The 25,166-nt window shown below is 56.4% G+C and carries 19 protein-coding genes; 7 read left to right on the top strand and 12 right to left on the bottom strand.

The window, feature by feature from the left end; all coding sequences use genetic code 11:
• Positions 1 to 792, top strand: a complete 792-nt coding sequence (gene ssuC, locus OKF39_RS08845; protein ID WP_028012588.1) for an aliphatic sulfonate ABC transporter permease SsuC — start codon at positions 1 to 3, stop codon at positions 790 to 792.
• Positions 789 to 1,559: an aliphatic sulfonates ABC transporter ATP-binding protein gene (gene ssuB, locus OKF39_RS08840; protein WP_479983687.1), complete on the top strand. Its 771-nt coding sequence runs from the start codon at positions 789 to 791 to the stop codon at positions 1,557 to 1,559. Before ssuC ends, ssuB begins: the two co-directional genes overlap by 4 nt.
• Positions 1,560 to 1,610: 51 nt before the next feature.
• On the opposite strand, the gene pepN is transcribed toward ssuB, so the two are convergent.
• Entirely contained in the window at positions 1,611 to 4,223 is a 2,613-nt protein-coding gene (gene pepN / locus OKF39_RS08835) for an aminopeptidase N (RefSeq protein ID WP_479983686.1), read from the bottom strand.
• A 254-nt stretch (positions 4,224 to 4,477) separates the two neighbouring features.
• On the opposite strand from pepN, the gene pncB reads away from it, so the two are divergent.
• The 4 genes from pncB to aspC all read left to right on the top strand — a co-directional run bounded on the left by pncB (position 4,478) and on the right by aspC (position 10,335).
• On the top strand, positions 4,478 to 5,680 hold the full coding sequence (gene pncB / locus OKF39_RS08830; protein ID WP_045630030.1) for a nicotinate phosphoribosyltransferase: 1,203 nt from the start codon (positions 4,478 to 4,480) through the stop codon (positions 5,678 to 5,680).
• A 167-nt stretch (positions 5,681 to 5,847) separates the two neighbouring features.
• Positions 5,848 to 7,248, top strand: a complete 1,401-nt coding sequence (gene asnS, locus OKF39_RS08825) for an asparagine--tRNA ligase (protein ID WP_048960458.1) — start codon at positions 5,848 to 5,850, stop codon at positions 7,246 to 7,248.
• 605 nt (positions 7,249 to 7,853) lie between these two features.
• Positions 7,854 to 8,960 (top strand): porin, encoded by a 1,107-nt coding sequence (locus tag OKF39_RS08820; RefSeq protein ID WP_041910616.1) that lies wholly within the window; start codon positions 7,854 to 7,856, stop codon positions 8,958 to 8,960.
• Between the two features lie 184 nt (positions 8,961 to 9,144).
• A complete protein-coding gene (gene aspC, locus OKF39_RS08815) occupies positions 9,145 to 10,335 on the top strand; it encodes an aspartate transaminase (RefSeq protein ID WP_008499949.1) in 1,191 nt (396 codons plus the stop codon).
• Between the two features lie 48 nt (positions 10,336 to 10,383).
• Here the strand turns inward: aspC and OKF39_RS08810 are convergent, their stop codons facing one another.
• The 7 genes from OKF39_RS08810 to cmoM all read right to left on the bottom strand — a co-directional run bounded on the left by OKF39_RS08810 (position 10,384) and on the right by cmoM (position 21,021).
• Positions 10,384 to 11,031, bottom strand: a complete 648-nt coding sequence (locus OKF39_RS08810; protein WP_028012581.1) for an MBL fold metallo-hydrolase — start codon at positions 11,029 to 11,031, stop codon at positions 10,384 to 10,386.
• Between the two features lie 20 nt (positions 11,032 to 11,051).
• Positions 11,052 to 11,603 carry a peptidoglycan L,D-endopeptidase MepK gene (mepK, locus tag OKF39_RS08805; RefSeq protein ID WP_028012580.1) on the bottom strand — a complete coding sequence of 184 codons (552 nt, stop codon included), beginning with the start codon at positions 11,601 to 11,603 and terminating at the stop codon, positions 11,052 to 11,054.
• Positions 11,604 to 11,777: 174 nt separating this feature from the next.
• Entirely contained in the window at positions 11,778 to 13,601 is a 1,824-nt protein-coding gene (gene ldtD / locus OKF39_RS08800) for a L,D-transpeptidase (protein WP_479418244.1), read from the bottom strand.
• 178 nt (positions 13,602 to 13,779) lie between these two features.
• Complete coding sequence (mukB, locus tag OKF39_RS08795; protein ID WP_126300387.1) at positions 13,780 to 18,231, bottom strand: chromosome partition protein MukB; 4,452 nt, start codon at positions 18,229 to 18,231, stop codon at positions 13,780 to 13,782.
• Positions 18,231 to 18,935, bottom strand: coding sequence for a chromosome partition protein MukE (mukE, locus tag OKF39_RS08790; RefSeq protein ID WP_008499954.1), 705 nt, complete (start codon positions 18,933 to 18,935; stop codon positions 18,231 to 18,233). Before mukE ends, mukB begins: the two co-directional genes overlap by 1 nt.
• Entirely contained in the window at positions 18,916 to 20,238 is a 1,323-nt protein-coding gene (gene mukF, locus OKF39_RS08785; protein WP_015570962.1) for a chromosome partition protein MukF, read from the bottom strand. The genes mukE and mukF overlap by 20 nt, the downstream gene beginning before the upstream one ends.
• Positions 20,239 to 20,241: 3 nt before the next feature.
• Positions 20,242 to 21,021 carry a tRNA uridine 5-oxyacetic acid(34) methyltransferase CmoM gene (gene cmoM, locus OKF39_RS08780; RefSeq protein WP_028012576.1) on the bottom strand — a complete coding sequence of 260 codons (780 nt, stop codon included), beginning with the start codon at positions 21,019 to 21,021 and terminating at the stop codon, positions 20,242 to 20,244.
• 124 nt (positions 21,022 to 21,145) lie between these two features.
• Between cmoM and elyC the strand changes: the two genes are divergently transcribed.
• Positions 21,146 to 21,925, top strand: coding sequence for an envelope biogenesis factor ElyC (gene elyC / locus OKF39_RS08775; RefSeq protein WP_028012575.1), 780 nt, complete (start codon positions 21,146 to 21,148; stop codon positions 21,923 to 21,925).
• Here the strand turns inward: elyC and OKF39_RS08770 are convergent.
• The 4 genes from OKF39_RS08770 to OKF39_RS08755 all read right to left on the bottom strand — a co-directional run bounded on the left by OKF39_RS08770 (position 21,902) and on the right by OKF39_RS08755 (position 25,137).
• Positions 21,902 to 22,795, bottom strand: a complete 894-nt coding sequence (locus OKF39_RS08770; protein WP_028012574.1) for a YcbJ family phosphotransferase — start codon at positions 22,793 to 22,795, stop codon at positions 21,902 to 21,904. The genes elyC and OKF39_RS08770 overlap by 24 nt on opposite strands.
• A gap of 141 nt (positions 22,796 to 22,936) precedes the next feature.
• Entirely contained in the window at positions 22,937 to 23,683 is a 747-nt protein-coding gene (kdsB, locus tag OKF39_RS08765) for a 3-deoxy-manno-octulosonate cytidylyltransferase (protein WP_479983685.1), read from the bottom strand.
• On the bottom strand, positions 23,680 to 23,862 hold the full coding sequence (gene ycaR, locus OKF39_RS08760; RefSeq protein ID WP_006174474.1) for a protein YcaR: 183 nt from the start codon (positions 23,860 to 23,862) through the stop codon (positions 23,680 to 23,682). Before ycaR ends, kdsB begins: the two co-directional genes overlap by 4 nt.
• Before the next feature lie 45 nt (positions 23,863 to 23,907).
• A complete protein-coding gene (locus tag OKF39_RS08755; protein WP_248197882.1) occupies positions 23,908 to 25,137 on the bottom strand; it encodes a winged helix-turn-helix domain-containing protein in 1,230 nt (409 codons plus the stop codon).
• Positions 25,138 to 25,166 lie beyond the last annotated feature (29 nt).

Genomic DNA, 25,166 nt, shown 5'->3' with positions numbered 1-25,166 from the left:
ATGTCTGCCACCTCACAAAAATGGCTGCTGCGCGCCGCCCCGTGGTTTTTGCCCGTCGGCATCGTGGCGCTCTGGCAGCTCGCGTCGACCACCGGCTGGCTGTCGAGCCGCATTTTGCCCTCTCCGGAGGGCGTTATCGAAGCGTTCTGGTCGCTGAGCGTCAGCGGAGAGCTGTGGCAACATCTGGCGATCAGCTCCTGGCGCGCGGTGATTGGGTTTTCCATCGGCGGCAGCATCGGTCTGGTGCTGGGTCTGATCAGCGGCCTTTCACGCTGGGGGGAAAGGCTGCTGGATACCTCCATCCAGATGCTGCGCAACGTGCCGCATCTGGCGCTGATCCCGCTGGTCATTTTGTGGTTTGGGATCGATGAGAGCGCCAAAATCTTCCTCGTGGCGCTGGGCACGCTGTTCCCGATATACATCAACACCTGGCACGGCATCCGCAATATCGATCGCGGTCTGGTGGAGATGGCGCGCAGCTACGGCTTATCGGGTTTTTCCCTCTTTGCTCACGTGATTCTGCCGGGCGCCCTGCCCTCCATTATGGTCGGGGTGCGCTTTGCGCTCGGCCTGATGTGGCTGACGCTGATTGTGGCGGAAACCATCTCAGCCAACTCCGGTATTGGCTACCTGGCGATGAACGCCCGCGAATTCCTGCAAACGGACGTGGTGGTGGTCGCCATCATTCTGTATGCACTGCTCGGCAAACTCGCCGACGTCAGCGCACAGTGGCTGGAGCGCAGCTGGCTGCGCTGGAACCCGGCCTATACCCTTCAGGAGGCGAAAGCATGAATACCGCACGACTAAATCAGGGCATGCCGCTGCTGCTGAACGGCGTAACCAAACGCTACGGCGAAAACACTATCCTTAACGGGCTGGATCTGCACATTCCCGCCGGCCAGTTTGTGGCTGTAGTCGGGCGCAGCGGCGGCGGAAAAAGCACACTCCTGCGTCTTTTAGCCGGGCTGGAGGCCCCCAACGGTGGAGAGATTCTGGCAGGAACCACGCCGCTGGCCAATATTCAGGACGATACGCGCATGATGTTTCAGGACGCGCGCCTGCTGCCGTGGAAAACGGTGATTGATAACGTCGGGCTGGGGCTCAAAGGCAGCTGGCGGGATGAAGCCCGTCAGGCGCTGGCCGCCGTCGGGCTGGAAAACCGTGCAGGTGAATGGCCTGCGGCGCTGTCGGGCGGCCAGAAGCAGCGCGTGGCGCTGGCGCGAGCGTTGATTCACCGTCCCGGCCTGCTGCTGCTTGATGAGCCGCTCGGCGCTCTTGATGCCCTGACGCGGATAGAAATGCAGGATCTGATTGAATCCCTCTGGCAGGCGCACGGCTTTACGGTACTGCTGGTGACGCATGACGTCAGCGAAGCCGTGGCGATGGCGGACCGGGTATTGCTTATAGAAAACGGGAAAATCGGTTTGGATCTGACGGTGGACATCCCGCGCCCTCGTCGCGTGGGCTCGGCGAGACTGGCGGAGCTGGAGGCGGAAGTGCTGGATCGAGTGATGAAGCGCGGGGGTACCGAGTTAGAACGGGCTAAGGCTAATGCCTGATGCCCTCACCCCGGCCCTCTCCCACAGGGAGAGGGAGGGTTAAGCTTTCTATCAGGCCAGCGCCTTAGCAATCTTCTCGTACAGATCGCCAGACAGATTTTCCAGCCCTTTCAGTTGCTCAAGCGCGGCGCGCATCTTCGCCTGACGCTGCGCATCATAGCGTTTCAGGCGGATCAGCGGCTCAATCAGACGTGATGCAACCTGCGGGTTACGGCTGTTCAGCTCGGTCAGCATTTCCACCATAAACTGGTAACCGCTGCCGTCTTCGGCGTGGAACGCGGCCGGGTTACTGCTGGCAAATGCGCCAATCAGCGAGCGAACGCGGTTCGGGTTGCTCATGGTGAACGAACGGTGCTTAAGCAGGCTGCGAACCTTGCTAAGCGCATCGGCCGCCGGGCTGGTCGCCTGCAGAATAAACCACTTGTCCATCACCAGACCATCCTGGTGCCACTTGTCGTCATACTCCTGCATCAGCGCATCGCGGCACGGCAGTTCAGCGGCAACGCTTGCTGCCAGGGCCGCGAGCGCATCAGTCATGTTATCCGCTTCGTGATACTGCTTGCTCACCAGCATGTTCGCCAGTTCGGCCTCACCAAACGCAAGATAGCGCAGGCAGGTATTACGCAGGGTACGCTTGCCGATATCCGCGTGCTCCACGCGATACGCGTCAAGCTTGTTAGCGTTGTAGAGCGCCAGGAATTCATCCGCCAGTTCGGTCGCCAGCGTGCGGGTCAGCGCTTCGCGCACCGCCACGATGGCAATCGGGTCGATGATGTCGAACAGCTCCACAATTTCAGTCGCGGACGGCAGCGTCAGAATTTCAGCCGCCAGCGCCGGGTCAATCTTCTCGTCCAGCAGGATAGCGCGGAACGCGTCTGCCACATGCACCGGCAGCGTCAGCGGCTGGCCCTGCTGGTAGCGGTTCACGTTAAGCTTGATGTAGGTTGCCAGCAGGCTCTGCGCCGCGTCCCAGCGGGAGAAATCGTTGCGGGCGTGACGCATCAGGAACGTCAGCTGCTGGTCGCTCCACTTGTACTCCAGCTTCACCGGCGCGGAGAACTCGCACAGCAGCGCAGGCACCGGCTGGAAGTAGACGTTATCGAAGATAAAGGTCTGCTCTGCCTGGGTCACGTTCAGCACGTGGTGCACCGGGTGGCCGCCCTTCTGCAGCGGGATGACGTTGCCTTCGTTGTCGTACAGCTCAATGCTGAACGGAATGTGCAGCGGATATTTTTCTTCCTGCTCGGCGGTTGGCGGCGTGCGCTGGCTGATGGTCAGAGTGTACTGCTCGGTTTCCGGGTTGTAGTCGTCCTTAACGGTGACAATCGGGGTTCCGGCCTGGCTGTACCAGCGGCGGAAGTGAGAAAGATCAACGTTGGACGCGTCTTCCATCGCCTGCACGAAGTCGTCGCAGGTAGCCGCGCTGCCGTCGTGACGTTCGAAGTAAAGCTGCATCCCTTTCTGGAAATTCTCTTCACCCAGCAGGGTGTGGATCATGCGGATAATTTCAGCGCCCTTCTCGTACACCGTCAGGGTGTAAAAGTTATTCATCTCAATGACTTTATCCGGACGGATCGGGTGCGCCATTGGGCTGGCATCTTCCGCAAACTGCAGGCCGCGCATGGTGCGCACGTTGTTGATGCGGTTGACCGCCCGCGAGCCCAGATCGGAGCTGAACTCCTGATCGCGGAAGACGGTCAGCCCCTCTTTCAGGCTCAGCTGGAACCAGTCGCGGCAGGTGACGCGGTTACCGGTCCAGTTATGGAAATACTCGTGGCCGATAACGCGTTCGATATCGAGGTAGTCTTTATCAGTGGCGGTATCGGTACGCGCCAGCACGTACTTGGAGTTAAAGATGTTAAGGCCTTTATTCTCCATCGCGCCCATGTTGAAGAAGTCGACGGCGACGATCATATAGATGTCGAGATCGTATTCGAGGCCGAAACGCTCTTCATCCCACTTCATGGAGTTAATGAGTGAAGTCATCGCCCACGGCGCGCGGTCAAGGTTGCCGCGGTCAACGAACAGCTCCAGCGCCACTTCGCGGCCAGAGCGGGTTTTGAAGGTATCGCGCAGCACGTCGAAATCACCCGCCACCAGCGCAAACAGGTAGCACGGTTTCGGGAACGGATCCTGCCACTGCACCCAGTGACGGCCATTTTCCAGCTCGCCCTCACCCACGCGGTTACCGTTGGAGAGCAGGAACGGATAGAGGGTTTTATCGGCAATGATTTTGGTGGTAAAGCGCGCCAGCACGTCCGGGCGGTCCAGGTACCAGGTAATGTGGCGGAAACCTTCGGCTTCACACTGGGTACACAGGGCCACGCCTGACTGGTAGAGCCCTTCCAGCGCCGTGTTGGCGGCAGGGCTGATTTCATTCACGATGCGCAGCGTAAAGCGTTCCGGCAGGTTGTCGATGACCAGCTGGTTGCCTTCTTCTTTATAATCTGACCAGGCTTCATCGTTAATGTGCAGGGAGACCAGCGTCAGGTCTTCGCCATCCAGACGCAGCGGTACGGCAGTCGCGCTGTGGCGCGTCACCTGGCTTACGGCCGTCACAACGGTTTTTGTGGCATCCAGGTCAAAAGTCAGGTCGATATCGCTAATCAGGTATTCCGGCGCACGGTAGTCGTGGCGGTATTTGGCTTGTGGCTGTTGTGTCATAGAAAACCTTATGCATCGTTTGTCGAGTAACGTTTCAATATATTCCTGTTGCGTAAAACGCGCTATGCAGAATGTTCATCTTTTCAGGCTTAAACACCTTTTTCGCTACATTTGTATAACACGGGGCACGAAATGCTCTCGACCATAAAGTGTGCTTATGTTGTGATCGGGGTTCAATAAATCACTAAACAAGGTATACTCCGGAGTTGTTTATTGTACTAAACGCTCCCGTGAGAGGATGCTACAGCGCACCTATGACTCAATTCGCTTCTCCGGTTCTGCATACGTTGCTGGATACCGACGCGTATAAACTGCATATGCAGCAAGCCGTTTTCCACCATTACTATGACGTTCACGTCGCGGCGGAATTCCGCTGCCGTGGTGACGACTTGCTCGGTATCTACGCAGACTCCATTCGTGAACAGGTCGATGCGATGCAGCATCTGGCGCTCACCGATGACGAATATCAGTGGCTTTCTGGCCTGCCTTTCTTTAAAGCGGACTATCTGAACTGGCTGCGCGACTTCCGCTATAAGCCTGAACAGGTCACCGTGACCAACGAAAACGGCAAGCTGGATATTCGTCTTGAAGGTCCGTGGCGGGAAGTGATCATGTGGGAAGTGCCGCTTCTGGCCGTCATCAGCGAGCTGGCTCACCGCTACCGTTCGCCTGAAACGGGCGTCGAACAGGCTGTCGCCTCGCTGGAGAACAAACTTGAGGCATTCTCAACGCTGACCGAAGGGCTGGATATGTCCCGCTTCCGCCTGATGGATTTCGGTACCCGTCGCCGCTTCTCTCGCGAGGTTCAGCAGGCTATCGTTGAACGTCTGCAGCAGGAGCCGTGGTTCGTGGGTACTAGCAACTACGATTTGGCGCGTCGCCTCAACCTGACGCCAATGGGCACTCAGGCGCACGAGTGGTTCCAGGCGCATCAGCAAATTAGCCCGGACCTGGCTAACAGCCAGCGTGCGGCGCTGGCTGCGTGGCTTGAAGAGTACCCGAATCAACTCGGGATCGCCCTGACCGACTGTATTACGATGGATGCCTTCCTGCGCGACTTTGGTCCCGAGTTCGCTGAGCGTTACCAGGGGTTACGCCACGACTCAGGGGATCCGGTTGAATGGGGCGAAAAGGCGATTGCTCATTACCAAAAACTCGGCATTGACCCGATGAGCAAGGTGCTGGTCTTCTCCGATAATCTCGACCTGGCGAAAGCCGTCGAACTGTATCGTCATTTCAATGCCAGAATTAATCTGGGCTTCGGGATCGGTACCCGGTTGACCTGCGACATTCCTCAGGTAAAACCTCTGAATATTGTGATAAAGCTGGTGGAATGTAACGGCAAGCCAGTGGCAAAGCTCTCCGACAGCCCGGGTAAAACCATCTGCCATGACAAAGCGTTTGTTCGCGCATTGCGCAAAGCGTTCGATCTCCCTCAGATCAAAAAAGCCAGTTAAGCGCTTACGGGAGCCTTCAGGGCTCCCTTCCCTTATTTATTTCTCAATTCTTCTCTTTTGACTGCGAAATTTACTTGTCTGATAGCGGTTGGCAGGTAACATAGATATCCCCCCGTCTTGGGGTGGACAAGTGTTTATTTTTTCCGACTATTAACAGAGAGAATATTATGAGCGTTGTGCCTGTAGCCGACGTACTCCAGGGCCGTGTCGCCGTTGACCAGGAGGTCACCGTGCGCGGATGGGTGCGTACTCGCCGAGATTCTAAAGCTGGCATCTCCTTCCTTGCCGTCTATGACGGTTCCTGCTTTGATCCTGTACAGGCCGTCATTAATAATTCTCTGCCCAATTACAATGATGACGTTCTGCGCCTGACAACGGGTTGTTCCGTTATCGTCACCGGTGTGGTTGTGGCATCCCCGGGCCAGGGCCAAAGTTTCGAGATCCAGGCTTCTGCCATTGAAGTGACTGGCTGGGTTGAAGATCCGGACACCTACCCGATGGCGGCAAAACGTCACAGCATTGAATACCTGCGTGAAGTCGCACACCTGCGTCCGCGTACCAACCTGATTGGTGCGGTGGCTCGCGTGCGTCATACGCTGGCCCAGGCGCTGCATCGCTTCTTCGATGAGCAGGGGTATTTCTGGGTGTCTACCCCGCTGATCACCGCGTCCGATACGGAAGGCGCAGGCGAAATGTTCCGCGTCTCGACGCTGGACATGGAAAACCTGCCGCGCACGCCGGAAGGTAAAGTCGACTACGACAAAGACTTCTTTGGTAAAGAAGCCTTCCTGACGGTATCCGGCCAGCTCAACGGCGAAACCTACGCCTGTGCGCTGTCTAAGATCTATACCTTCGGCCCAACCTTCCGCGCCGAAAACTCCAACACCAGCCGCCACCTGGCGGAGTTCTGGATGCTGGAGCCGGAAGTGGCGTTTGCCGATCTGAATGACGTAGCAGGTCTCGCAGAAGCGATGCTGAAATACGTCTTCAAAGCGGTGCTGGAAGAGCGTCCTGACGACATGAAGTTCTTCGCCGAACGCGTAGACAGCGATGCTGTAGCGCGTCTGGAGCGTTTCGTCTCTGCCGACTTTGCGCAGGTGGACTATACCGATGCGGTAGCGATCCTTGAGAAATGCGGTGAGAAGTTTGAGAACCCGGTTTACTGGGGCGTCGATCTGGCGTCTGAGCACGAACGCTATCTCGCCGAGAAACATTTCAAAGCGCCGGTTGTCGTTAAAAACTACCCGAAAGACATTAAGGCCTTCTATATGCGCCTTAACGAAGACGGGAAAACCGTGGCAGCGATGGACGTACTGGCGCCGGGCATCGGTGAAATCATTGGTGGTTCTCAGCGTGAAGAGCGTCTTGACGTGCTTGACGCGCGCATGGAAGAGATGGGTCTCAACCCTGCGGACTACAGCTGGTATCGCGACCTGCGCCGTTATGGCACCGTTCCGCACGCTGGGTTCGGTCTGGGCTTCGAGCGTCTGATCGCCTACGTTACCGGCGTTCAGAACGTGCGTGACGTAATTCCGTTCCCGCGTACACCACGCAACGCCAGCTTCTAAGCAACGCAACAGACAATGGCCAGCATTTGCTGGCCATTATTTTATTCTGCCCTGTCAGTTTTTGTCAGCGTAAAGTCAGCGTTTTTAAACCACTACCCCGTCACAACCGCTACCTGTTACGTTTTGTTTCCGCGAAATATCCAGCCACAAAAAATTAACCTCATTCTTATTGCGATTACTACATCCTGAAGTAATAGCACAAATTTCAACCAATTTTTCAGCCATCCAGAAGTCTTTATTGGGTCATAAGAAAAAACGAGTCGTTTAACATTCGTTTATAGGAATTGCCTTTATCCAAATTAAACATAAGGAATTCATATATATAGGAAACAAACCGATGCTTAACTCGCCAGGGGGTTCTGAAATTTGAGATGGTTCACAAAGTTCCCAAAAATACACATTTAGTTACACATATTTTCTTTCTGTAACTTAATCTTGAGAATTGTAGCACTTTCAGGCTAGCGAAACGCTTCGGTGAATGGAAAGATGCCTGTCAGATACATAAAGACACCAAACTCTCATCAATAGTTCCGGAAATATTTATTGACAGAATTTATTGACGGCAGTGGCGAGTGTCATAAAAAAACCAATGAGGGTAATAAATAATGATGAAGCGCAATATTCTGGCAGTGGTAATCCCTGCCCTGCTGGTAGCCGGTGCAGCGAACGCTGCAGAAATCTATAACAAGAACGGCAACAAACTGGACTTCTACGGTAAAGTTAACGCCGAGCACGATTTCGTGACCTCCGGCGATGACACCAACAATAACGACGCTACCTACGCGCAGATCGGTTTCAAAGGCGAAACTCAGATCAACGACCAGCTGACCGGTTACGGCCAGTGGGAATACCGCTTCATGGCTAACCAGGCTGAGAACACCGCTCAGTCTAACAAAAACCGTCTGGCCTTTGCTGGTCTGAAAGCGGGCGACGCTGGCAGCATCGACTACGGTCGTAACTACGGTATCGTATACGACGTTGAGTCATACACCGATATGGCACCGTCCTTCTCCGGGATGACCTGGGGCGGTAACTACGTTGATAACTTCATGACCAGCCGCAGCACCGGCCTGCTGACCTACCGTAACAGCGATTTCTTCGGTCTGGTTGACGGCCTGAGCCTGGGCGTTCAGTACCAGGGTAAAAACGACCGTGCTGACGTTAAAACCTCTAACGGCGACGGCGTAGGTTACTCTCTGGGTTACGACTTCGGCGAAGGCTTCGGTGCAATCGCATCCTACAGCAACGCTAACCGTACTCTGAACCAGAAAGCTGATGGCCAGGGTGATAAAGCTGAAGCATGGGGCGTGGGTCTGAAATACGACGCCAACAACCTCTACCTGGCAACTACCTATGCAGAAACCCGCAACACCACCCGTACCGGTTCCAGCGGTGATGCAGGTTTTGCTAACAAAACTCAGAACTTCGAAGTGGTTGCTCAGTACCAGTTCGACTTCGGCCTGCGTCCAGCAATCTCCTACGTGCAGACCAAAGGTAAAGACCTGGCTGCCGTCGGCGGCTTCAGCGGTGGCGATGCAGACCTGGCTAAATTCATCCAGGTTGGTACCACTTACTACTTCAACAAAAACTTCAACGTGTGGGCTGACTACTACATCAACCTGCTGGATAAAGACACCGACTACGCGAAAGCAGTTGGCGGTCTGAACGGCAACGACGATATGGCTGCTGTGGGTGTAACCTACCAGTTCTAATCAGAACACCACTTTGTTATATGCATAATGAACAGGGCTTCGGCCCTGTTTTTTTATGCCTGACAGAAAATAATGGCGACTTTTGAAAAGCCGCACGCTTTTCGTCGCAAACGGTTGGCATTTTGTAAATCTCCCGTTAACCTGATAGCGGATTTCACTTCTGTAATCACAATGGAACTTCGTCATGTTTGAGAACATTACCGCCGCTCCTGCCGACCCTATTCTGGGCCTGGCCGATCTGTTTCGTGCCGACGACCGCCCTGGCAAAATCAACCTGGGTATTGGTGTATATAAAGATGAAACCGGCAAAACTCCGGTATTGACCAGCGTTAAGAAAGCTGAGCAGTATCTGCTGGAAAATGAAACCACCAAAAACTACCTCGGTATTGATGGTATCCCTGAATTTGGTCGCTGCACCCAGGAGCTGCTGTTCGGTAAAGGCAGCGCAATTGTGAGTGACAAACGTGCCCGCACAGCACAGACCCCTGGCGGTACCGGCGCGCTGCGCGTGGCGGCGGATTTCCTTGCGAAAAACACCTCTGTGAAGCGCGTATGGGTGAGCAATCCAAGCTGGCCGAACCATAAGAGCGTCTTTAACTCTGCGGGCCTGGAAGTGCGTGAATATGCTTACTACGACGCGGCCAATCACTCTCTGGACTTTGACGGCCTGCTGGCAAGCCTGAGCGAAGCGCAGGCGGGTGACGTGGTGCTGTTCCACGGCTGCTGCCACAACCCAACCGGTATCGATCCAACGCTTGAGCAATGGGAACACCTGGCGAAGCTCTCCGTTGAGAAAGGCTGGCTGCCGCTGTTTGACTTTGCTTACCAGGGCTTCGCCCGCGGCCTGGAAGAAGATGCCGAAGGCCTGCGTGCGTTCGCAGCCGTGCATCAGGAGCTGATCGTTGCAAGCTCCTACTCCAAGAACTTTGGTCTGTACAATGAGCGTGTAGGCGCCTGTACGCTGGTTGCGGCTAACGATGAGACCGTCGATCGCGCGTTTAGCCAGATGAAATCCGTTATCCGCGCAAACTACTCTAACCCGCCGGCACACGGTGCGTCTGTTGTTGCGACCATTCTGAGCAACGATGCGCTGCGCGCGATTTGGGAACAAGAGCTGAACGATATGCGTCAGCGTATCCAGCGCATGCGCCTGCTGTTTGTGAACACCCTGGCGGAGAAAGGCGCTGACCGCGACTTCAGCTTCATCATCAAACAGAACGGTATGTTCTCGTTCAGCGGCCTGACCAAAGAGCAGGTTCTGCGTCTGCGTGAAGAGTTTGGCGTATACGCCGTAGCCTCTGGCCGCGTAAACGTTGCAGGCATGACCCCTGACAACATGGCGCCACTGTGCGAAGCTATTGTCGCCGTCCTGTAATTTGCGCCCACAAAAAAGCCTGCGTTAAGCAGGCTTTTTTTATGCCGGTTACCAGACAGGCATTTCATCCTGAAGGAACGGGTTATGGAGCCGTTCATAGCCCAGCGTCGACATCGGACCGTGTCCAGGGATAAACGTAACGTCATCACCCAGCGGCAATAACTTCTGTTTGATCGACTGAATCAGCTGCCCGTGATCGCCGCGCGGAAAATCGCTGCGTCCTACGCCCCCTTTGAAAATCACATCGCCGGAAATAAGCAGACGGGACTGGTCGTCAAAGAAGACGATATGGCCTGGCGTATGCCCAGGACAATGCAACACCTGTAAAGTCACATTCCCTACGTTAACGCGCTCTCCTTCGTTCAGCCAGCGATCGGGCGTCAATGGCAGACACTCATCAAGGCCAAACATGCGGCTTTGGGCGGGTAACCCCTGCAGCCAGAACTCATCTTCTTTTTCCGGGCCAATAATCGGCACACCGTAGTGTTTAGCCAGTTCAGCTGCTGCGCCTACGTGGTCGAGGTGACCATGCGTCAGTAAAATCTGCATCAGCGTCACGCCGCTGTCGGCAACGTCCTGCTTGATTTTCTCAGCGTCACCGCCGGGATCGACAAGCGCGGCCAGTTTGGTTTGCTCGCACCAGATTAATGAACAGTTCTGGGAGAACGCGGTAACCGGAATAATACGATAGTTCATACTGCTCCTGTGTTTCGTTATTACCAGTGCCGAACCGGCCCGGTATCAATATGCACAAAGTTGCTACGTGGGTAATATCCTACACCACCCGCGCGCATAGATAACGCGGCTTTGCGAATATTGGCTAACGAAACGCCTTCAATGTGGAAATCCATTGCCTGTCCCTTCGTGTGGTAGCTTTTTTTCGCTACCCCACGGCTATGGGCGCGCAGTTCATTGTTGGTATCAATCGAGCGATAACCAGAAATAAGCTGCACCGGCTTGCTGGTGCCCAGCAGGCCCTGAAGGCGGAAAAGCTGATCAAACAGTCCTGGGTCGATGGCTTTTACTTTATTCGCGCGGAAATCACGGAAAAAATGGTTGAGTCTTGCTAATTCATCCTGAATATAGCCTCTGCCATCGAAAAACTCCGCTTTTAGCGACTCACCGGTGTGAAGATTGCTGAGCGTTAAAACGCGCGGACGAGGTGTCGAGAGGGTGGCAAATGCTGGCGTCGGTAAGATGGCCGCTGCGCCAAGCGCAACACCACCTAACGCCAGCAGCTTGCGGCGATTAGCGTCAAATTTGTCCATGATAATCAGGTCTACAGGTCAAGGAAATCGTAATATGCTTAGCGCACGAAGGGCACCTTAACTGGCAAAACAGGGTACGTCAAGGCGCCCAACCCCAGTGAATACGCGGCTTACAGCGATATTGGCCCCGATTCACCATAACTTACGACAATCATTTTTCCCGAACTACTTCATTTACCTGATTAATTGTTCCGCTTTTGGCAAAATTTGTGCGCCGGATCGCGCGGTGAGATCATAATTGTAAATATCTGTACGGTACTGAGTGCGACCGTCTTCACCCACAAATGCTGTCAGATAATAAAGATTAACCGGAATGTTGTGGCGAATATTCACGTAGCGCGTATCACCCTGCTTCAGGGCGTCAGAAATACGCGTATCGTTCCAGCCCGCATCCTGCAGCAGCATGTTGGCCAACTCCGAGGCTTTATTCACGCGCACGCAGCCTGAACTCAGTGCCCGGGTATCTTTCTGGAACAGATTGTGGTTCGGCGTATCGTGCAGATAGATAGCATCTGAACTTGGCATGTTGAATTTGTAGCGCCCCAGCGAGTTATGCGCTCCGGGAGCCTGCTGGAAGCGGAACGGTAGGTTGGAGGCCGTGATCGTCGACCAGTCGACCATGTAAGGATCGATCGCCTCTTTACTGTTCCAGCCACGCATGACCGTATAGCCGTGACGTTCCAGATAACCCGGATCGTTCCAGACCTTAGGCAGAATGTCCTTACGCGCCAGCGTCGGCGGCACGTTCCACGGCGGGTTAACTACCACGTTATTTAACGCGCTGCTCATCATCGGCGTTTTGCGATCCGGACGCCCGACAATCACGCGCGAGGCCAGCTTCTCGCTACCATCCTGATAATAAACCAGTGAATAGGCAGGGATATTGACCATAATGCCGGTAGACAGCGTGCCCGGCAGCAAACGCAAACGCTGAATATTAAGCGCCAGCACCCCGGCCCGCTGCGCAGGCGATACGTTAAGCCAGTCACGCGTTGAGGGTCCAATGACGCCATCGGCTCCCAGCCCCTGAGCGGCCTGGAACTGTTTAACCGCGGCGACCAGCTCGCGATCGTAAGCCTCGGGCTTATTGCTCAGGGTAGTGGCCTTGTTCTCTTTTATGGGCGCTGACGGGCTGACCACCGCGCTTTGCGGATCGTCGCCCGGCAGGGCTATGTTCGGCCCGCCATCAAGAATACCGGAGCGTTTAAGGATCTCGCGCAGGGCTGGCACATCGCTGCTCCACTGACCCGGACGCAGCGTTGCGGTCCCCCGCATTTGCGGCCATGGACGCGAGTCCCCGACCAGCGCGAGGAGCGACTGGTGCATCGTGGCATACTGTGGGTGCGCCGGCGCGAGGCTGGCAATGAAGCGCGGCAGGTCGCCGTTATCCAGCGCTAATTGCCACTGGTTAATCACCGACAGGGCTGGCGTCGCCAGCTTATAGGGCTTATCGCTGTACAGCCAGCGGTTGCCATTGACCGGAATACCCGCCACAAACTGCAGGTAACCCATCATGGCATCGGAAAGGACCACGTCCCGCGCCTGACCGGTGACGGCAGGATCGGTTAATAGCTCAACCCACTTCGTAAACTGCGGCTGGAATCCCGCAATCGCCACTTCCGCCAGCTGTTGCTGGAAGGCGCGCACGGCTTCACGATTTTCCCACATGGGTTTCATATCGCGGGCAGCATAAAGCAGCGTGAGCTGATTGATATAGGCAGGCGTGTAGCCTGAAGGCAGGCCTGTCTGGAGCTGCTGGCTGAGCGATTCAACGTCGATGCCTTCCGGCAGCGGCTTAATCCCGGCCATGATGGCCGTTGCCGTAGACTGTTCCAGCGGCTGAGACAATGACGTCGGCTGCGCGCCTGTCGTTGCGGTGCTGTCAGTCGGCACAATTTCAGGCTCGTCGGCCTGGGCGGTTAACAGTGGAGCAAACATCACTGCCAGACATAAACTCAGCGCTGACAGCTGACGACCACATTCTTTCTTTAGCAACATCCCTTGCCCCCTGTTTTCACGACATGCCCATCACGGTGGGGCTTTATTTTATTATAGGTAGACGACAACTCTGTTGCCTTACCTTATGTAAAGAAGTTTAAAGATAACGCAGCCCTGAACACAAGTTAAGAGAATAAAAAAAGCGGCGCTTCTGCGCCGCTCTTTGTAACAAAACGCCTCAGGAAGCGTCTGCCGTGGTTTCCGGCAATGATTCCGGCGGCTGCGGCGCAAAGCCACGCAGCCCGACAACGTGCACGTGTTCGCTGTTCTGGAACACTTTACGCACCAGCTTATAGGTGGTGCCTTTTTCAGGGCTGATGTTTTCCGGTGCCGCAATGATGAGCTGCATATCGAGACGTTCGCAAAGCTCAAACAGCGTGGCAATTGAGCGGGCATCAAGACGCGCCGCTTCATCGAGGAACAGCAGTCGGCATGGGGAGATGTCTTTCCCGCGCAGGCGGCGCGCTTCATCTTCCCAGCTCTGCACCACCATCACCAGAATCGACATCCCGGTACCAATCGCTTCACCGGTCGACAGCGCTCCGGATTCCGCACGCAGCCAGCCGTCTGAACCACGGTTTACCTCAACTTCCATTTCCAGGTAGTTACGATAGTCCAGCAGCTCTTCACCGATGGTTTGCGGCGTACGCTGGCCCATATCAATCTGCGGATTCAGGCGCTGATACAGCTTCGCCAGCGCTTCGGAGAAGGTCAGACGGTTGCTGTTGAACAGATCCTGATGCTGCTCGTGCTGCTCAGAGAGCACTTCCAGCAGCGTCGCGTGGGCTTCACGCACGTTGACGTTAAGACGCACGCTGTTGACCTGACCAAACGAGACGCTCTGCAGCCCCTGGTTCAGCTGGCGGATACGGTTCTGCTCGCGCTGAATGGTTTTGCGAATGATATTCGCCACGCTGCGGGAGCTGATCGCCAGCTTCTGCTCGCGGGAGGTCAGCTCTTCCGTCAGACGGCCCAGCTCAATTTCCATCTGTTCGATGGCTTCGACCGGATCGTCGGTACGGATAATGTCCTGACGAATACGCTCGCGCAGGTGCTGATAAACCGCAACGAAGAACTGAATTTTACGTTCAGGACGTTTCGGATCCTCTGACATGCGCAGCACATCGCGCAGGTGTTCGTTATCCGCCACCGCCAGACGCAGCGCACCCAGCGCCTTATCCGACATCGAACGCAGCTCATCGGCAGAAAGGTATGCCAGCTCACGACGGTGCAGGCGACGTTCAACGTTGTTGTCTTTCACCATCCGCATCACGGCGCACCAGCCCGCTTTCGCCGTCACGACCTGCTCGCGCATTTCATGATAGTCGCGCTCCAGCTTGCGCAGGCGGCGGGTCAGGTTATCCATTTCCGCTTCGCAGAAGGTGAGCGCTTTTTCCAGCTGATTACGACGCGCGCGGTTATTGCTGAGCTGGCTATGCAGCTCATCACGACGAATGCGCGCGCGCTCTTCCGCCCCGCTGTCGGCACGAACGCCAATGTCCTGCAGCTCTTTCTGCAGGTCGTTTAACAGCTCTTTCTTGGTGTCGAAGGAGCTTTTCAGCGAGGCCAGCACCTGGTTGTACTGGTTCAACTGAGCGGAGTGGCTGCGCATCGCTTCGCGAGCGCGGGTACGTTCCGCTTCCGCCTGCTCAAGGCGCTGGCGCAGTTTTTCATTCAGGTCGCTGTTACCGCTCAGCATTTCAGCCGAATCGGAGTAGCCGAAGTGCGCACGACGCTGCACCACTTCCGTCAGGGCAAACGCCTGCTGACGCGCTTCGCGCTGCACCTGCTGCGACCAGGCGTAATCTTCTTTTAACTGCTCGAACTGTTCCGGGTCGCTCTGCAGTACAGACACGACGGGCTCCAGCTTCGCCAGCTGGTTGCCGTGCTGCTGCACGAAGCGAGCGGCTTCCTGGGCTTCATCCAGACGTTCCTGGATCTCATCCACGCGGTCGGCCAGCGTGTCATCCGCCAGCAGGTTCAGGCGCGGCAGAATGCGGTTAAGGGCAGCGACGCCCTCTTTCGCCTGTTCAAACTGGACGCGGCTCTGCTGGTTGTCACTTTCATGACTGGCAATCGCGCGCTCCAGCTCGCCACGGCGGGTGTTGAGTTTGCGGATTTCCGCTTCCGGGTCGGCTTCAAACGCCACGCCCAGATGGCTGCCGATAAAGCGGCTGAACGCCTGGTGCAGACGCTGGGTTTTCTGTACGTCAAACGACAGAGTGGCAAAGCGTTCAGACAGCGTTTCACGCTCGGCGTGGAGGCTCTCGATGCGGCTTTCACGCGCGGCGCGGCCAAACAGCGGCAGCTCCGGGAAGCGGGAGTAACGCCACTGGCGATCGGCGATTTTCACCACCACCGCTTTTTCCAGCTCGTCAACGCTGAAGACGCTGTCATCGAACGACTGCGGATCCCCTTCGATCAGATAGAGATCTTCCGGGCAATCTTCCAGCCCTGCGAGCTGCTCAGAAATCAGCGACAGATCCGGCACCACAATTGCGTTGCGGGATGGACCGTACAGCGCGGAGAAGTATGGCGCATCGTCCAGGCCAACGTCATCGTAAATCTCAGACAGCAGTACGCCGCCAAAACGCTCGGCTAACGTGTTCAGACGCGGATCTTCTGACCCGCCCGGCTGGCTTAAGCGCTCGATTTCTTCATCGACGTCACGCTTGCGGGCACCCACTTCGTCACGTTCAACAATGGCTTCGCGCTCGCGCTCCAGCAGCTGTTGCAGGTATTCGGTCACCTGCTGGCTGGATTCGAACTGCTCGCCACATTGTTCGCTGAGCTGGTTCAGGCTGCTTTGCGCTGCCAGCCAGACCGGCGCACGCTGCAAAAGCGCCTTCGAACGGGACTGAAGCTGCTCCAGCTCCTGACGCAGCGTCATACGCTGTTCGCTGGCATTTGATACGGTATCGGACAGGGCCGCAATACGCGCTTCCAATTCCTGATGCAGGGCCTCAAGCTCGTCGAAATCGTAATGTTTACCCTGACGCTTGCAGAACTCGGCCAGCAGACGTTCGGCTTCCTGCTGCTCGCGCAGGCGCTGTTCCAGCTCGTTCAGGCGCATACGCAGCGGCTGCACCTGCTCGGCCAGATGGCGCTGGTTGACGCCGTCGCGCAGCAGTTCACGGGCAACGTCCCAGGCTTCGCTACGCGCCAGCGGGCCGTTAATGGCAACTACCAGCTGATAAGCCTGTTCAAACTGGCTGTGCGCCGTTTGCGCGACGCTCATTTTCTGCTCAAGCGAGAGCAGTTTCTCGGTGGCTTCCTGCTCTTTGGCCTGGAAGGTGTCCAGCCACTCGTCGGCACTTTCCGGCGTCAGGTCTGGCAGATGGCACAGCTCTTTCGCACGCTGTAGCGCCTGTAGCGCCTGGTTGTACTGAATCGCACGCGTCTGCTGCACATCCAGCGCCTGCTGGTAATCCGCAAGCTGGCTTTTCAGCTCGTCCACTTCCAGCTCGGCGGCTTCGGCGCGGGCTTCGTTCTCTTCCTGCATCTCGGCGGCTTCGGCCACCACTTCATTCTGCTCTTCGAGACGAATTTGCAGCTCATCGAGGTCCGCTTCGTAGCGTTCGATCTTTTCCTGCTGACGCAGCGCGGTCTGCACCAGGTTCAGGTGATCGCTGGCGGCCTGATAGTCGGCTTCCAGGTCGCCCTCGGCACCGTTGTGCTCACCCAACTCGCGCGCCATTTCGACGTGCTTGTACTGCTCAGCCACCAGCTGTTTACGGGAGGTAAACAGCTCGCGGCGATATTCTAATGCCTGATCGAGATGGACGCGGCGCTCGTTGGCGTGGCGCATATAGTCCGCCGCCACGTAGTTGGTCGCTTCGCTGATCAGATGTTTAAACAGGTCGCGGTCAGACTGGGTAACGCGAATCGCTTCCAGCGTCATGCGGTTTTCACGCAATGCCGCCTCCATGTCCTGGAAGGCCTTACGCACGCCGCTGTTTTCCGGCAGCAGGTAGTCACGCAGGGAACGGGTAATGGCGCTGGAGATACCGCCGTACAGGGACGCTTCGATCAGACGGTAGTATTTACTACGGTCTGAAGCGGTGCGCAGACGGCGCGCCACCACGCCCAGATCGAACATCAGGGAGTGATAGTCAGTAATCGAGTTGAACTGCTTAAACTGCACCCCTTCGATGGCTTCAAGCTTGTCCTTCAGCTCCTGCAGCGTCAGGACGCGCGCCTGGCGTTCATTCAGCGTTTCCGTCAGCAGCGCGGTCGGCTGTACGGAGGTTGGCAGCCCCTGAATGGCGAACGGTTTGATATCCACTTTACGGTCGCGGCCGGCAACCTGTTGCAGACGTACGCCCACCACCACGCGCTGGTGACGGGAGTTGATGACGTCCAGCACGGAATAACAGACGCCCGCTTTCAGCTTACCGTGCAGGCCTTTATCGCGGGAGCCGCTTGTCGCGCCCGCTTCGGTGGTGTTACGGAAGTGAAGCAGCGTCAGGTCGGGGATCAGCGCCGTTACAAACGCCGCCATGGTGGTGGATTTACCTGCCCCGTTACCACCGGAGAGCGTCGTGACCAGCTCATCCAGATCGAAGGTTCGGGCAAAGAAGCCGTTCCAGTTAATCAGCGTCAGTGAGCGAAATTTACCGCGTTCAATCATTACTCTTCCTCCCCGCTATCCGGCAGATTCTCTTCATGCTCATCATTGAGCTGCAAATGGTTTTCCACCGGCATCGCTTCACCGTCGCGGATCATGCGAAGCTGCGCTTCACGCGCATCATCGCCCGCACGCACGTCGGCGCCGAAGCGGAAGACCGATTCCGTGATGCGGAATTTGCTGCTGTCGTGGCCCATAAACCAGACCATCCCCAGACGGCGCAGACGGTTCAGGGAAGAGCGAACCTTTTCCTGTAATTTTTGACGGTCAAGATCCGACCCCGTCGAACGGTTATTCACCAGCTTAAGCAGCTTGCTCTCATCCGCCAGCGTCAGCAGTTCATCGTACAGCTCCTGCTGGGTGAAGATGCCTTCATTTGCCAGGCGTTCCGGGCTGAGGTAGAGATAGCAAAGAATTTTGCCAACCATCATGTCCAGCTCGGAGAGCACGGAGCGCGGGATCAGGGTCGTGGAACGCGGGCGCAGATAGAAAAAGCCTTCCGGCGCGCGGATAAGCTCCACGTTATAGCGGGCGTAAAACTCTTCCAGGTACTCCTGGAAGTCCATCAAAAAGGCGTGATTATCCAGCTCGTCCAGGCCAATGTGACGACCGGCACGCAGCTGGCTGTCCAGCGCCGGAAATAACGGATTCGCCAGCGCCTGTGCCAGCTTAACTGGCATCACTTGTTCAATATTTGTCAATGACATGCGCCTGTACCTTGGCTCCGTAATCGTTAATTGGCTGCCACTTCGGCGGCAGTCCGGTGAAGTCTGCTTGCGCGATACCCAGGCGCACCGCCTGGTCTACCACAATGCGGGCAACGTCGAAGTGGCGCGCGCGCGGATATTGCGCCAGATAGTCGCGCACCACGAGCCCAAGATCCAGCGGCGCTTGTCTGGTTTTGTAGACGGCGAGCTGTTCTTCGATCATCGCCGCAAGTTGCTCACGAATTTCGTTGAATTCTTCGTACTCCAGATCCGGCGGCAGTTCACCGGTGACCTCTTCATCGCGCAGCGCCATCTCTTCGTCGCGCATATCCAACAGACGATCGGCATTGGCATAGGTCAGCGCCCACGGTGCATCAAAGTAGGTCTGTACCGACTGACGAAGACGCTGAGCAAAGACGCGGTTTTTATCCATATCAATCGCGGTACGGATAAATTTATGCACGTGGCGGTCATAGCCGATCCACAGATCGATCGACTGCTGGCCCCAGCTGATAATGCGGTCAAGTTTGCTCTGCAGATCAAACACCAGACGGTCGATAAAATGCAGATCGTCGTGCGCCATGGTCGCATCCTGGATGCGCAGCAGGTTGGCCTGCAGCTTGTCCCCTGCGGCCTCCAGCGTATCCTGCAGCTCACGCAGCGTACCGGAGGTTTCTGACAACAAAAGTTCACAGCTGGAAATGGCCGCACGCCAGTCCTTGTTCAGCAGCTGCGCGATATCATCTTTCACCTGCTGCTGCTGCTCGTCCATCAGACGCTGAGTGAGATCGATACTGTCGAAAATCTCGGCCACCGAGTATTTCAGCGGCGCGTAAACGTTGCGGTGCCAGTGGAATTCGTCACCGTTTTCATCGGCCGCGTCGGCGGCACGTTTAAGCTCACCCGCCACGATCGACAGCTGCATGGAGAGACGCAGCGTGGAAAATTCGCGCTGGCGAATGTAGTAGTCGGTGATGCCGATGCCCAGCGGCGTCAGGCGATAGATGGCGTTTCCTTCCGCCTGCTCGCTGGTAAAGCGGTTCAGCAGACGTTGACGCACCATATCGTTGATTGCGTTATTGGCACGCACGCTAATGGTTTCGCTGGTTTGCTCAAACGCATCACTGACGTGGCGGAACGCATCCACCAGTTCACCCTCGCTCATTTCACCATCCAGCCGTTCGCCGTTCAGCGTGGCAACCGCCAGCAGGAAAGAGAGTCTGTCTACCGGCAGCGAGATGGAGAAATCGTTTTTCCTGGCCCAGGCAACCAGTTCGGGGACTGTCTGGGAAAATTCACTCATAGGTTATCCTTGCATCTGCGGCTTGTGCGCGGTGACGTGAATATAGCGGCCAAGGCTGACGAACGGCTCCTGGCGGCAATACCGCGTTTCTAATTCTGTTAAGGTGTCAAAACAGTCACGCTGTTTGTGTTTTTCACGCAGATAATCATGAAACACCCTGACGCCCGTCTTCCCGACGATCTGCCAGCCAATCTCTTCCAGCCAGCCGTAAACCTGCTGCGGATCGCGCGGATAGTCCGGGGAAAGCGTGCGTTTTTTCTTTTTCGGCATCCCGACCTGAACATAGTCGAAGTTCCCTGCCACCATGTTGTGCATCAGGAAGCCGTTAGCATTGTAGAACATCAGCGACAGCGTACCGCCCGGACGTAACATTGACCACAGGGTTTGTAACACGCTTTGCGGATCGGCAACCCACTCCAGCACCGCATGAAACAATATCAGATCAACCTGGGTTTCCAAATGCTGCGCGATGTCCTGAGCGGCGCATTGTATAAAATGCATGTTGTCGCTCACACCTTTCTCTTCTGCCGCACGCGTCGCGCGGGCGACCATTTCAGCAGAAAGATCGCAAAGCGTGACGTGATGACCGCGTTCAGCCATTTTTATGGCCGTCTGCCCTTCACCGCCTCCGGCGTCCAGCACGCGCAACGTTTGACCACCGAACGTCGCCAGAATAGTGTCCAGATCCTGCCAGAGGATCGTCTGACGGAGCTGCCCTTTCGTGGTGCCATAAATGTTGCGCGAAAACTTTTCCGCGATGTCATCAAAATTGCGATCCCGCATTGGGAGAGTTCCACTCGCTAACTGCAAAACCGCTATTTTGTCACACCCGCGCGGAGAATGAACCTCTCTGGTGTAATATCACCGGTAATCATCTGCTGTATGGTCAAAAAAGGAACCAAAAAGGATGCTTTTTACCCTTAAGAAATACGTTGGAGGGATGATGCTTCCCCTTCCGCTGCTGCTTATCATCATCGCGCTGGGGCTGGCGCTGGTGTGGTTTAGTCGCTTTCAGAAGAGTGGCAAAACGCTTATTACGTTCGGCTGGCTGGTCCTGCTGCTGCTGAGCCTGCAGCCGGTGGCGGATGGACTGCTGCGCCCCATCGAAAACAGGTATCCTACGTGGCAGGGAAACCAGAAAGTTGATTACATCGTTGTGCTGGGCGGCGGGTATACCTGGGACCCTGACTGGGCCCCCAGTTCGAACCTGATCAACAACAGCCTGCCACGGCTAAACGAAGGTATTCGCCTGTGGCTGGCGAATCCGGGATCAAAAATGATCTTCACCGGCGCAGCGGCCAAAACCAACCCGGTGAGTACGGCTGAAGCGGGGGCCAGAATCGCGGAATCGCTCGGCGTACCGCGTTCCTCTATCATCACGCTGGACAGCCCAAAGGATACCGAGGAAGAGGCTGCCGCGGTGAAGCAGGCGATTGGCGATGTTCCGTTCTTACTGGTGACCTCCGCCTCGCACCTGCCAAGAGCGATGATTTTCTTCGAGAAGCAAGGTTTGCACCCGCTTCCCGCACCGGCAAACCAGATGGCCATCAGCGCGCCGCTCAACCCATGGGAACGGGTGATCCCCTCTCCGATGTGGTTGATGCATAGCGATCGCGTCGGCTACGAGACGCTCGGACGCCTCTGGCAGTGGCTGAAAGGCTCGTCAGGCGAGCCAGGGCAAGAGTGATTTAGCCGCCAGATCGAAGTTGGCGCGATTGAAACGTCCGGTGTTGACCAGCTGCGCCACTTCATCCCAGAGCAGATAAAGCCAGCGACGCCAGAGAAACGCCTCTGCAACGGGCGCGCGTTGAAGGTAGTGCCACAGTAAACCTTCCGCCGCCCCGCTGTCGCTGAGCCTGAACAGCTCATATTCCCGCGGTGCCCAGAGCATGATCCCCGGCCCTAGCATCGCCAGGAGCTGATCGCTGCGGGAGTCTTTGAGCATACTGCGCAGAGTAAAATTGCCGTGGATCAGCACGCAGTTGTCGTTAAAGCCGTCGAACAGCGCCGGTAAGCACTCGCGGGTGCGAAACAGAATACGTTTGTCCTGCATAGTCAAACCGGTATTGTTGAACTGGTTAAGCGTCCCCCACAGCACTTCCACCCGCTGGCGATACCACAGCGGCCACAGGTTTTCCTGGGTGCTGTCAACCGGACCAACAAGCCCGCGGCTATCCTGTCGGTGCCAGGCCAGCAGCGCCTCAACAATCTGATCTTTCAGCTGTTCCCAGCGTTCCGGCGTACGCGCGGGCGCTTCTACTGGCACACCGCGTAAACGCTCAATCAGCAGTACGTCCGGGCCGGGATGTTCCTCGTGGGTCATTACGCCGTACACGGTCGGCATACGGACGGTTCCCTCCCGTGCCAGCATCGACATTTTCCAGGCAAGCTGCCTGGCGACGCCCGGCGACGAGAAGCTTCGTGCCATCAGCGGCATCGGGTTGCCCTGGCCGTCATACAACGACCAGAGCGCGGTATCGACCTTTTCACTCACGCATTCGACCCGGCTTAACTTCTCACCCAGCAGATGGCTAAGTTCGGCACGCAGCTGTTCCATATGAGATTACCCCCATTAAGACTACTGCTTTTATAATGAGCGCCCAGCGTGAAGATGTCACCCGGAAGAGATCAATTAGGGTAAAGAAAGGGGAATTTGCGGGGAGAGGACATCCCTCCGAAAGGAGGGATGCAGGCGGGATTAGCGCAACTCGGCGCGGACGCGCTCAAGATCTTCCGGCGTATCAACGCCCGTTCCCGGTACTTCGCGGGCAACGGCAACGTGGATTTTTTCGCCATACCAGAGCACGCGAAGCTGCTCCAGCATTTCGATATGCTCCAGCGGGCTCGGCGCCCAGGCTACATAGCGGCGAATAAAGCCGGCGCGATAGCCGTAGATCCCAATATGACGCAGGAAAGAATCACCGATGGTCTCTTTAGAGAGCGCAAAGCGATCGCGATCCCACGGAATCGTAGCGCGGGAGAAATAAAGCGCATAGCCTTCGGCATCCATCACCACCTTCACCGCATTCGGATTGAATACCTCTTCAGCGTGGTGAATAGGCACCGCGAGCGTCGCCATACCGACCTGACGCTGCGCCAGGTTTTCCGCCACCTGACGGATAATAACGGCCGGGATCATCGGCTCGTCGCCCTGCACGTTGACGATGACCGTATCGTCACTAAAACCACATTTCTCAACCACTTCAGCCAGACGCTCGGTGCCGGACTGGTGATCGGCGCGGGTCATGCACACCTCACCGCCTGCGGCCTCAACCGCACGGGCGACATCAGGATGATCGGTTGCAACGATAATGCGGTCGGCACCGGACTCACGCGCCCGCTCAAGGACATGCACAATCATCAGCTTGCCGTTGATATCTACCAGTGGTTTACCCGGCAGACGCGTTGAGGCATAACGTGCAGGAATAATGACAACAAAACTCATGGTTTGCTCTCTTCTGCCACCAGGGAACGGGCTTCATTTTCCAGCAGTACCGGAATGCCGTCACGCAGCGGGAAGGCCAGACTGTCCAGCTTGCAGATCAGCTCCTGTTTGTCCTGGCTGTAGTAGAGTTTGCCGTTGCATACCGGGCAGGCAATAATTTCAAGTAAACGGTGATCCATAGTTCCTCCGTATGGGTAATCGCTAAAGCTTAACACATTCCCTTTTCAGGGCGTGCCTGTTTCCCAGCCACTTCGACAGGATGTGAATAACCCGTCAGGTACCCGGCCAAGCGTTACGTCGCGAGCCTCCTGCCAGCGCGCGAACTCGCTAATGGCGGACGTTAACCCTTTTTCCAGGCTCGCCGTGACCCTGATGCCCTCTTGCAGATAAAGGGCAATGACTTCAAGCGTGCCGGTCTTGCGGTGCATTTTGGCATCCATGCGTCCGACCAGTTGTCCCTTGTGCAGCAGCGGTAAAACAAAGTAGCCGTATTGCCGCTTTGGCGCCGGGGTATAGCATTCAAGCCGGTAGCTGAAGTCAAACAGCTGCTCGGCGCGTTTTCTGTCCCAAACCACCGGATCGAAAGGTGACAACACCGCGCTGTGGGTCGCCCGGAGTTTCCCCTCCAGAGCCTCGGGCAGCAGAGGGACAAGATCCGCATGCAGCCACATTTCTCCCAGCGTTTCCACCATAACGGGAATAACTCGCTGTTCACGCTGCCACATCTCCAGCAGAGGCTTCAGCGCAGGCTGACGGAGGCGGTAATAGTCTGCCAGCCATTGCGGACGGAAAATGCCCAGGCTGCGGGCGCTGTTCTCCAGCATGATGGCCTCGGCCACCTCCTGGGTAAGCAGATCCCGCTCGTCGTCCCAGTGAGGCATCACGCGATGCGTCAGATCATAAACGCGCTGAAAATTACGCCGTTCAATGACCATGACTTTGCCTGACGTGAACAACCCTTCAAGATGACGCTTGTGCGGCTTCCACTCCCACCATCCGCCTGCACCTTTGCGCGGATGTTCAAAATCGGCGGATCGAACGGGGCCGTTTTCCTGAATATGGCTGATAAGCTGCTCTATTTCGGCCTCATGTTCCTCCATCCACGCCTGCCGGTATTTCCATCCCATCTTTTCCGGAGCAAGCATACGGTGACGTACCAGGGCGAAATCGCTACGGGGCAGGAAGCAGGCTTCGTGGGCCCAGTACTCCATCAGCTCCCCTTTGGAGAGCGCCTCATCCAGCCACTGCGGAGGATAACTCCCCAGGCGGCTAAACAGCACCAGGTAAGGGCTACGGGCGACAATGTTAATGGTGTCGATTTGGAGCAGCGACATGCGCTGGACGGTAGAGAGGATATCGGCAGGCTGCGCGCGGCGACGGGGCTTTTTGAGCAGCCCCTGCGCGGCAAGGTGTAAATGACGTGCGGCTGAAAGCGAGAGTTGCGGTAAAGACATGCGTTTTCCTGTCAGTCAAAGCGCCACCA

It is taken from the genome of Enterobacter cloacae complex sp. HYC042_NIDB, from assembly GCF_056673315.1.
The sequence above is the reverse complement of the archived record's forward strand: the minus strand, read 5'-3'. Positions and strand labels throughout refer to the sequence as shown.

Coding starts and splice junctions, on each gene's coding strand:
- ssuB (WP_479983687.1), top strand. CDS start 789: ATGAATACCGCACGACTAAATCAGGGCATGCCGCTGCTGCTGAACGGC.
- ycaR (WP_006174474.1), bottom strand. CDS start 23,862: ATGGATCACCGTTTACTTGAAATTATTGCCTGCCCGGTATGCAACGGC.
- mukE (WP_008499954.1), bottom strand. CDS start 18,935: ATGTCATTGACAAATATTGAACAAGTGATGCCAGTTAAGCTGGCACAG.
- kdsB (WP_479983685.1), bottom strand. CDS start 23,683: ATGAGTTTTGTTGTCATTATTCCTGCACGTTATGCCTCAACGCGTCTG.
- OKF39_RS08770 (WP_028012574.1), bottom strand. CDS start 22,795: ATGGAACAGCTGCGTGCCGAACTTAGCCATCTGCTGGGTGAGAAGTTA.
- cmoM (WP_028012576.1), bottom strand. CDS start 21,021: ATGCGGGATCGCAATTTTGATGACATCGCGGAAAAGTTTTCGCGCAAC.
- pepN (WP_479983686.1), bottom strand. CDS start 4,223: ATGACACAACAGCCACAAGCCAAATACCGCCACGACTACCGTGCGCCG.
- OKF39_RS08810 (WP_028012581.1), bottom strand. CDS start 11,031: ATGAACTATCGTATTATTCCGGTTACCGCGTTCTCCCAGAACTGTTCA.
- ssuC (WP_028012588.1), top strand. CDS start 1: ATGTCTGCCACCTCACAAAAATGGCTGCTGCGCGCCGCCCCGTGGTTT.
- mukB (WP_126300387.1), bottom strand. CDS start 18,231: ATGATTGAACGCGGTAAATTTCGCTCACTGACGCTGATTAACTGGAAC.
- aspC (WP_008499949.1), top strand. CDS start 9,145: ATGTTTGAGAACATTACCGCCGCTCCTGCCGACCCTATTCTGGGCCTG.
- ldtD (WP_479418244.1), bottom strand. CDS start 13,601: ATGTTGCTAAAGAAAGAATGTGGTCGTCAGCTGTCAGCGCTGAGTTTA.
- mepK (WP_028012580.1), bottom strand. CDS start 11,603: ATGGACAAATTTGACGCTAATCGCCGCAAGCTGCTGGCGTTAGGTGGT.
- elyC (WP_028012575.1), top strand. CDS start 21,146: ATGCTTTTTACCCTTAAGAAATACGTTGGAGGGATGATGCTTCCCCTT.
- pncB (WP_045630030.1), top strand. CDS start 4,478: ATGACTCAATTCGCTTCTCCGGTTCTGCATACGTTGCTGGATACCGAC.
- OKF39_RS08820 (WP_041910616.1), top strand. CDS start 7,854: ATGATGAAGCGCAATATTCTGGCAGTGGTAATCCCTGCCCTGCTGGTA.
- asnS (WP_048960458.1), top strand. CDS start 5,848: ATGAGCGTTGTGCCTGTAGCCGACGTACTCCAGGGCCGTGTCGCCGTT.
- mukF (WP_015570962.1), bottom strand. CDS start 20,238: ATGAGTGAATTTTCCCAGACAGTCCCCGAACTGGTTGCCTGGGCCAGG.
- OKF39_RS08755 (WP_248197882.1), bottom strand. CDS start 25,137: ATGTCTTTACCGCAACTCTCGCTTTCAGCCGCACGTCATTTACACCTT.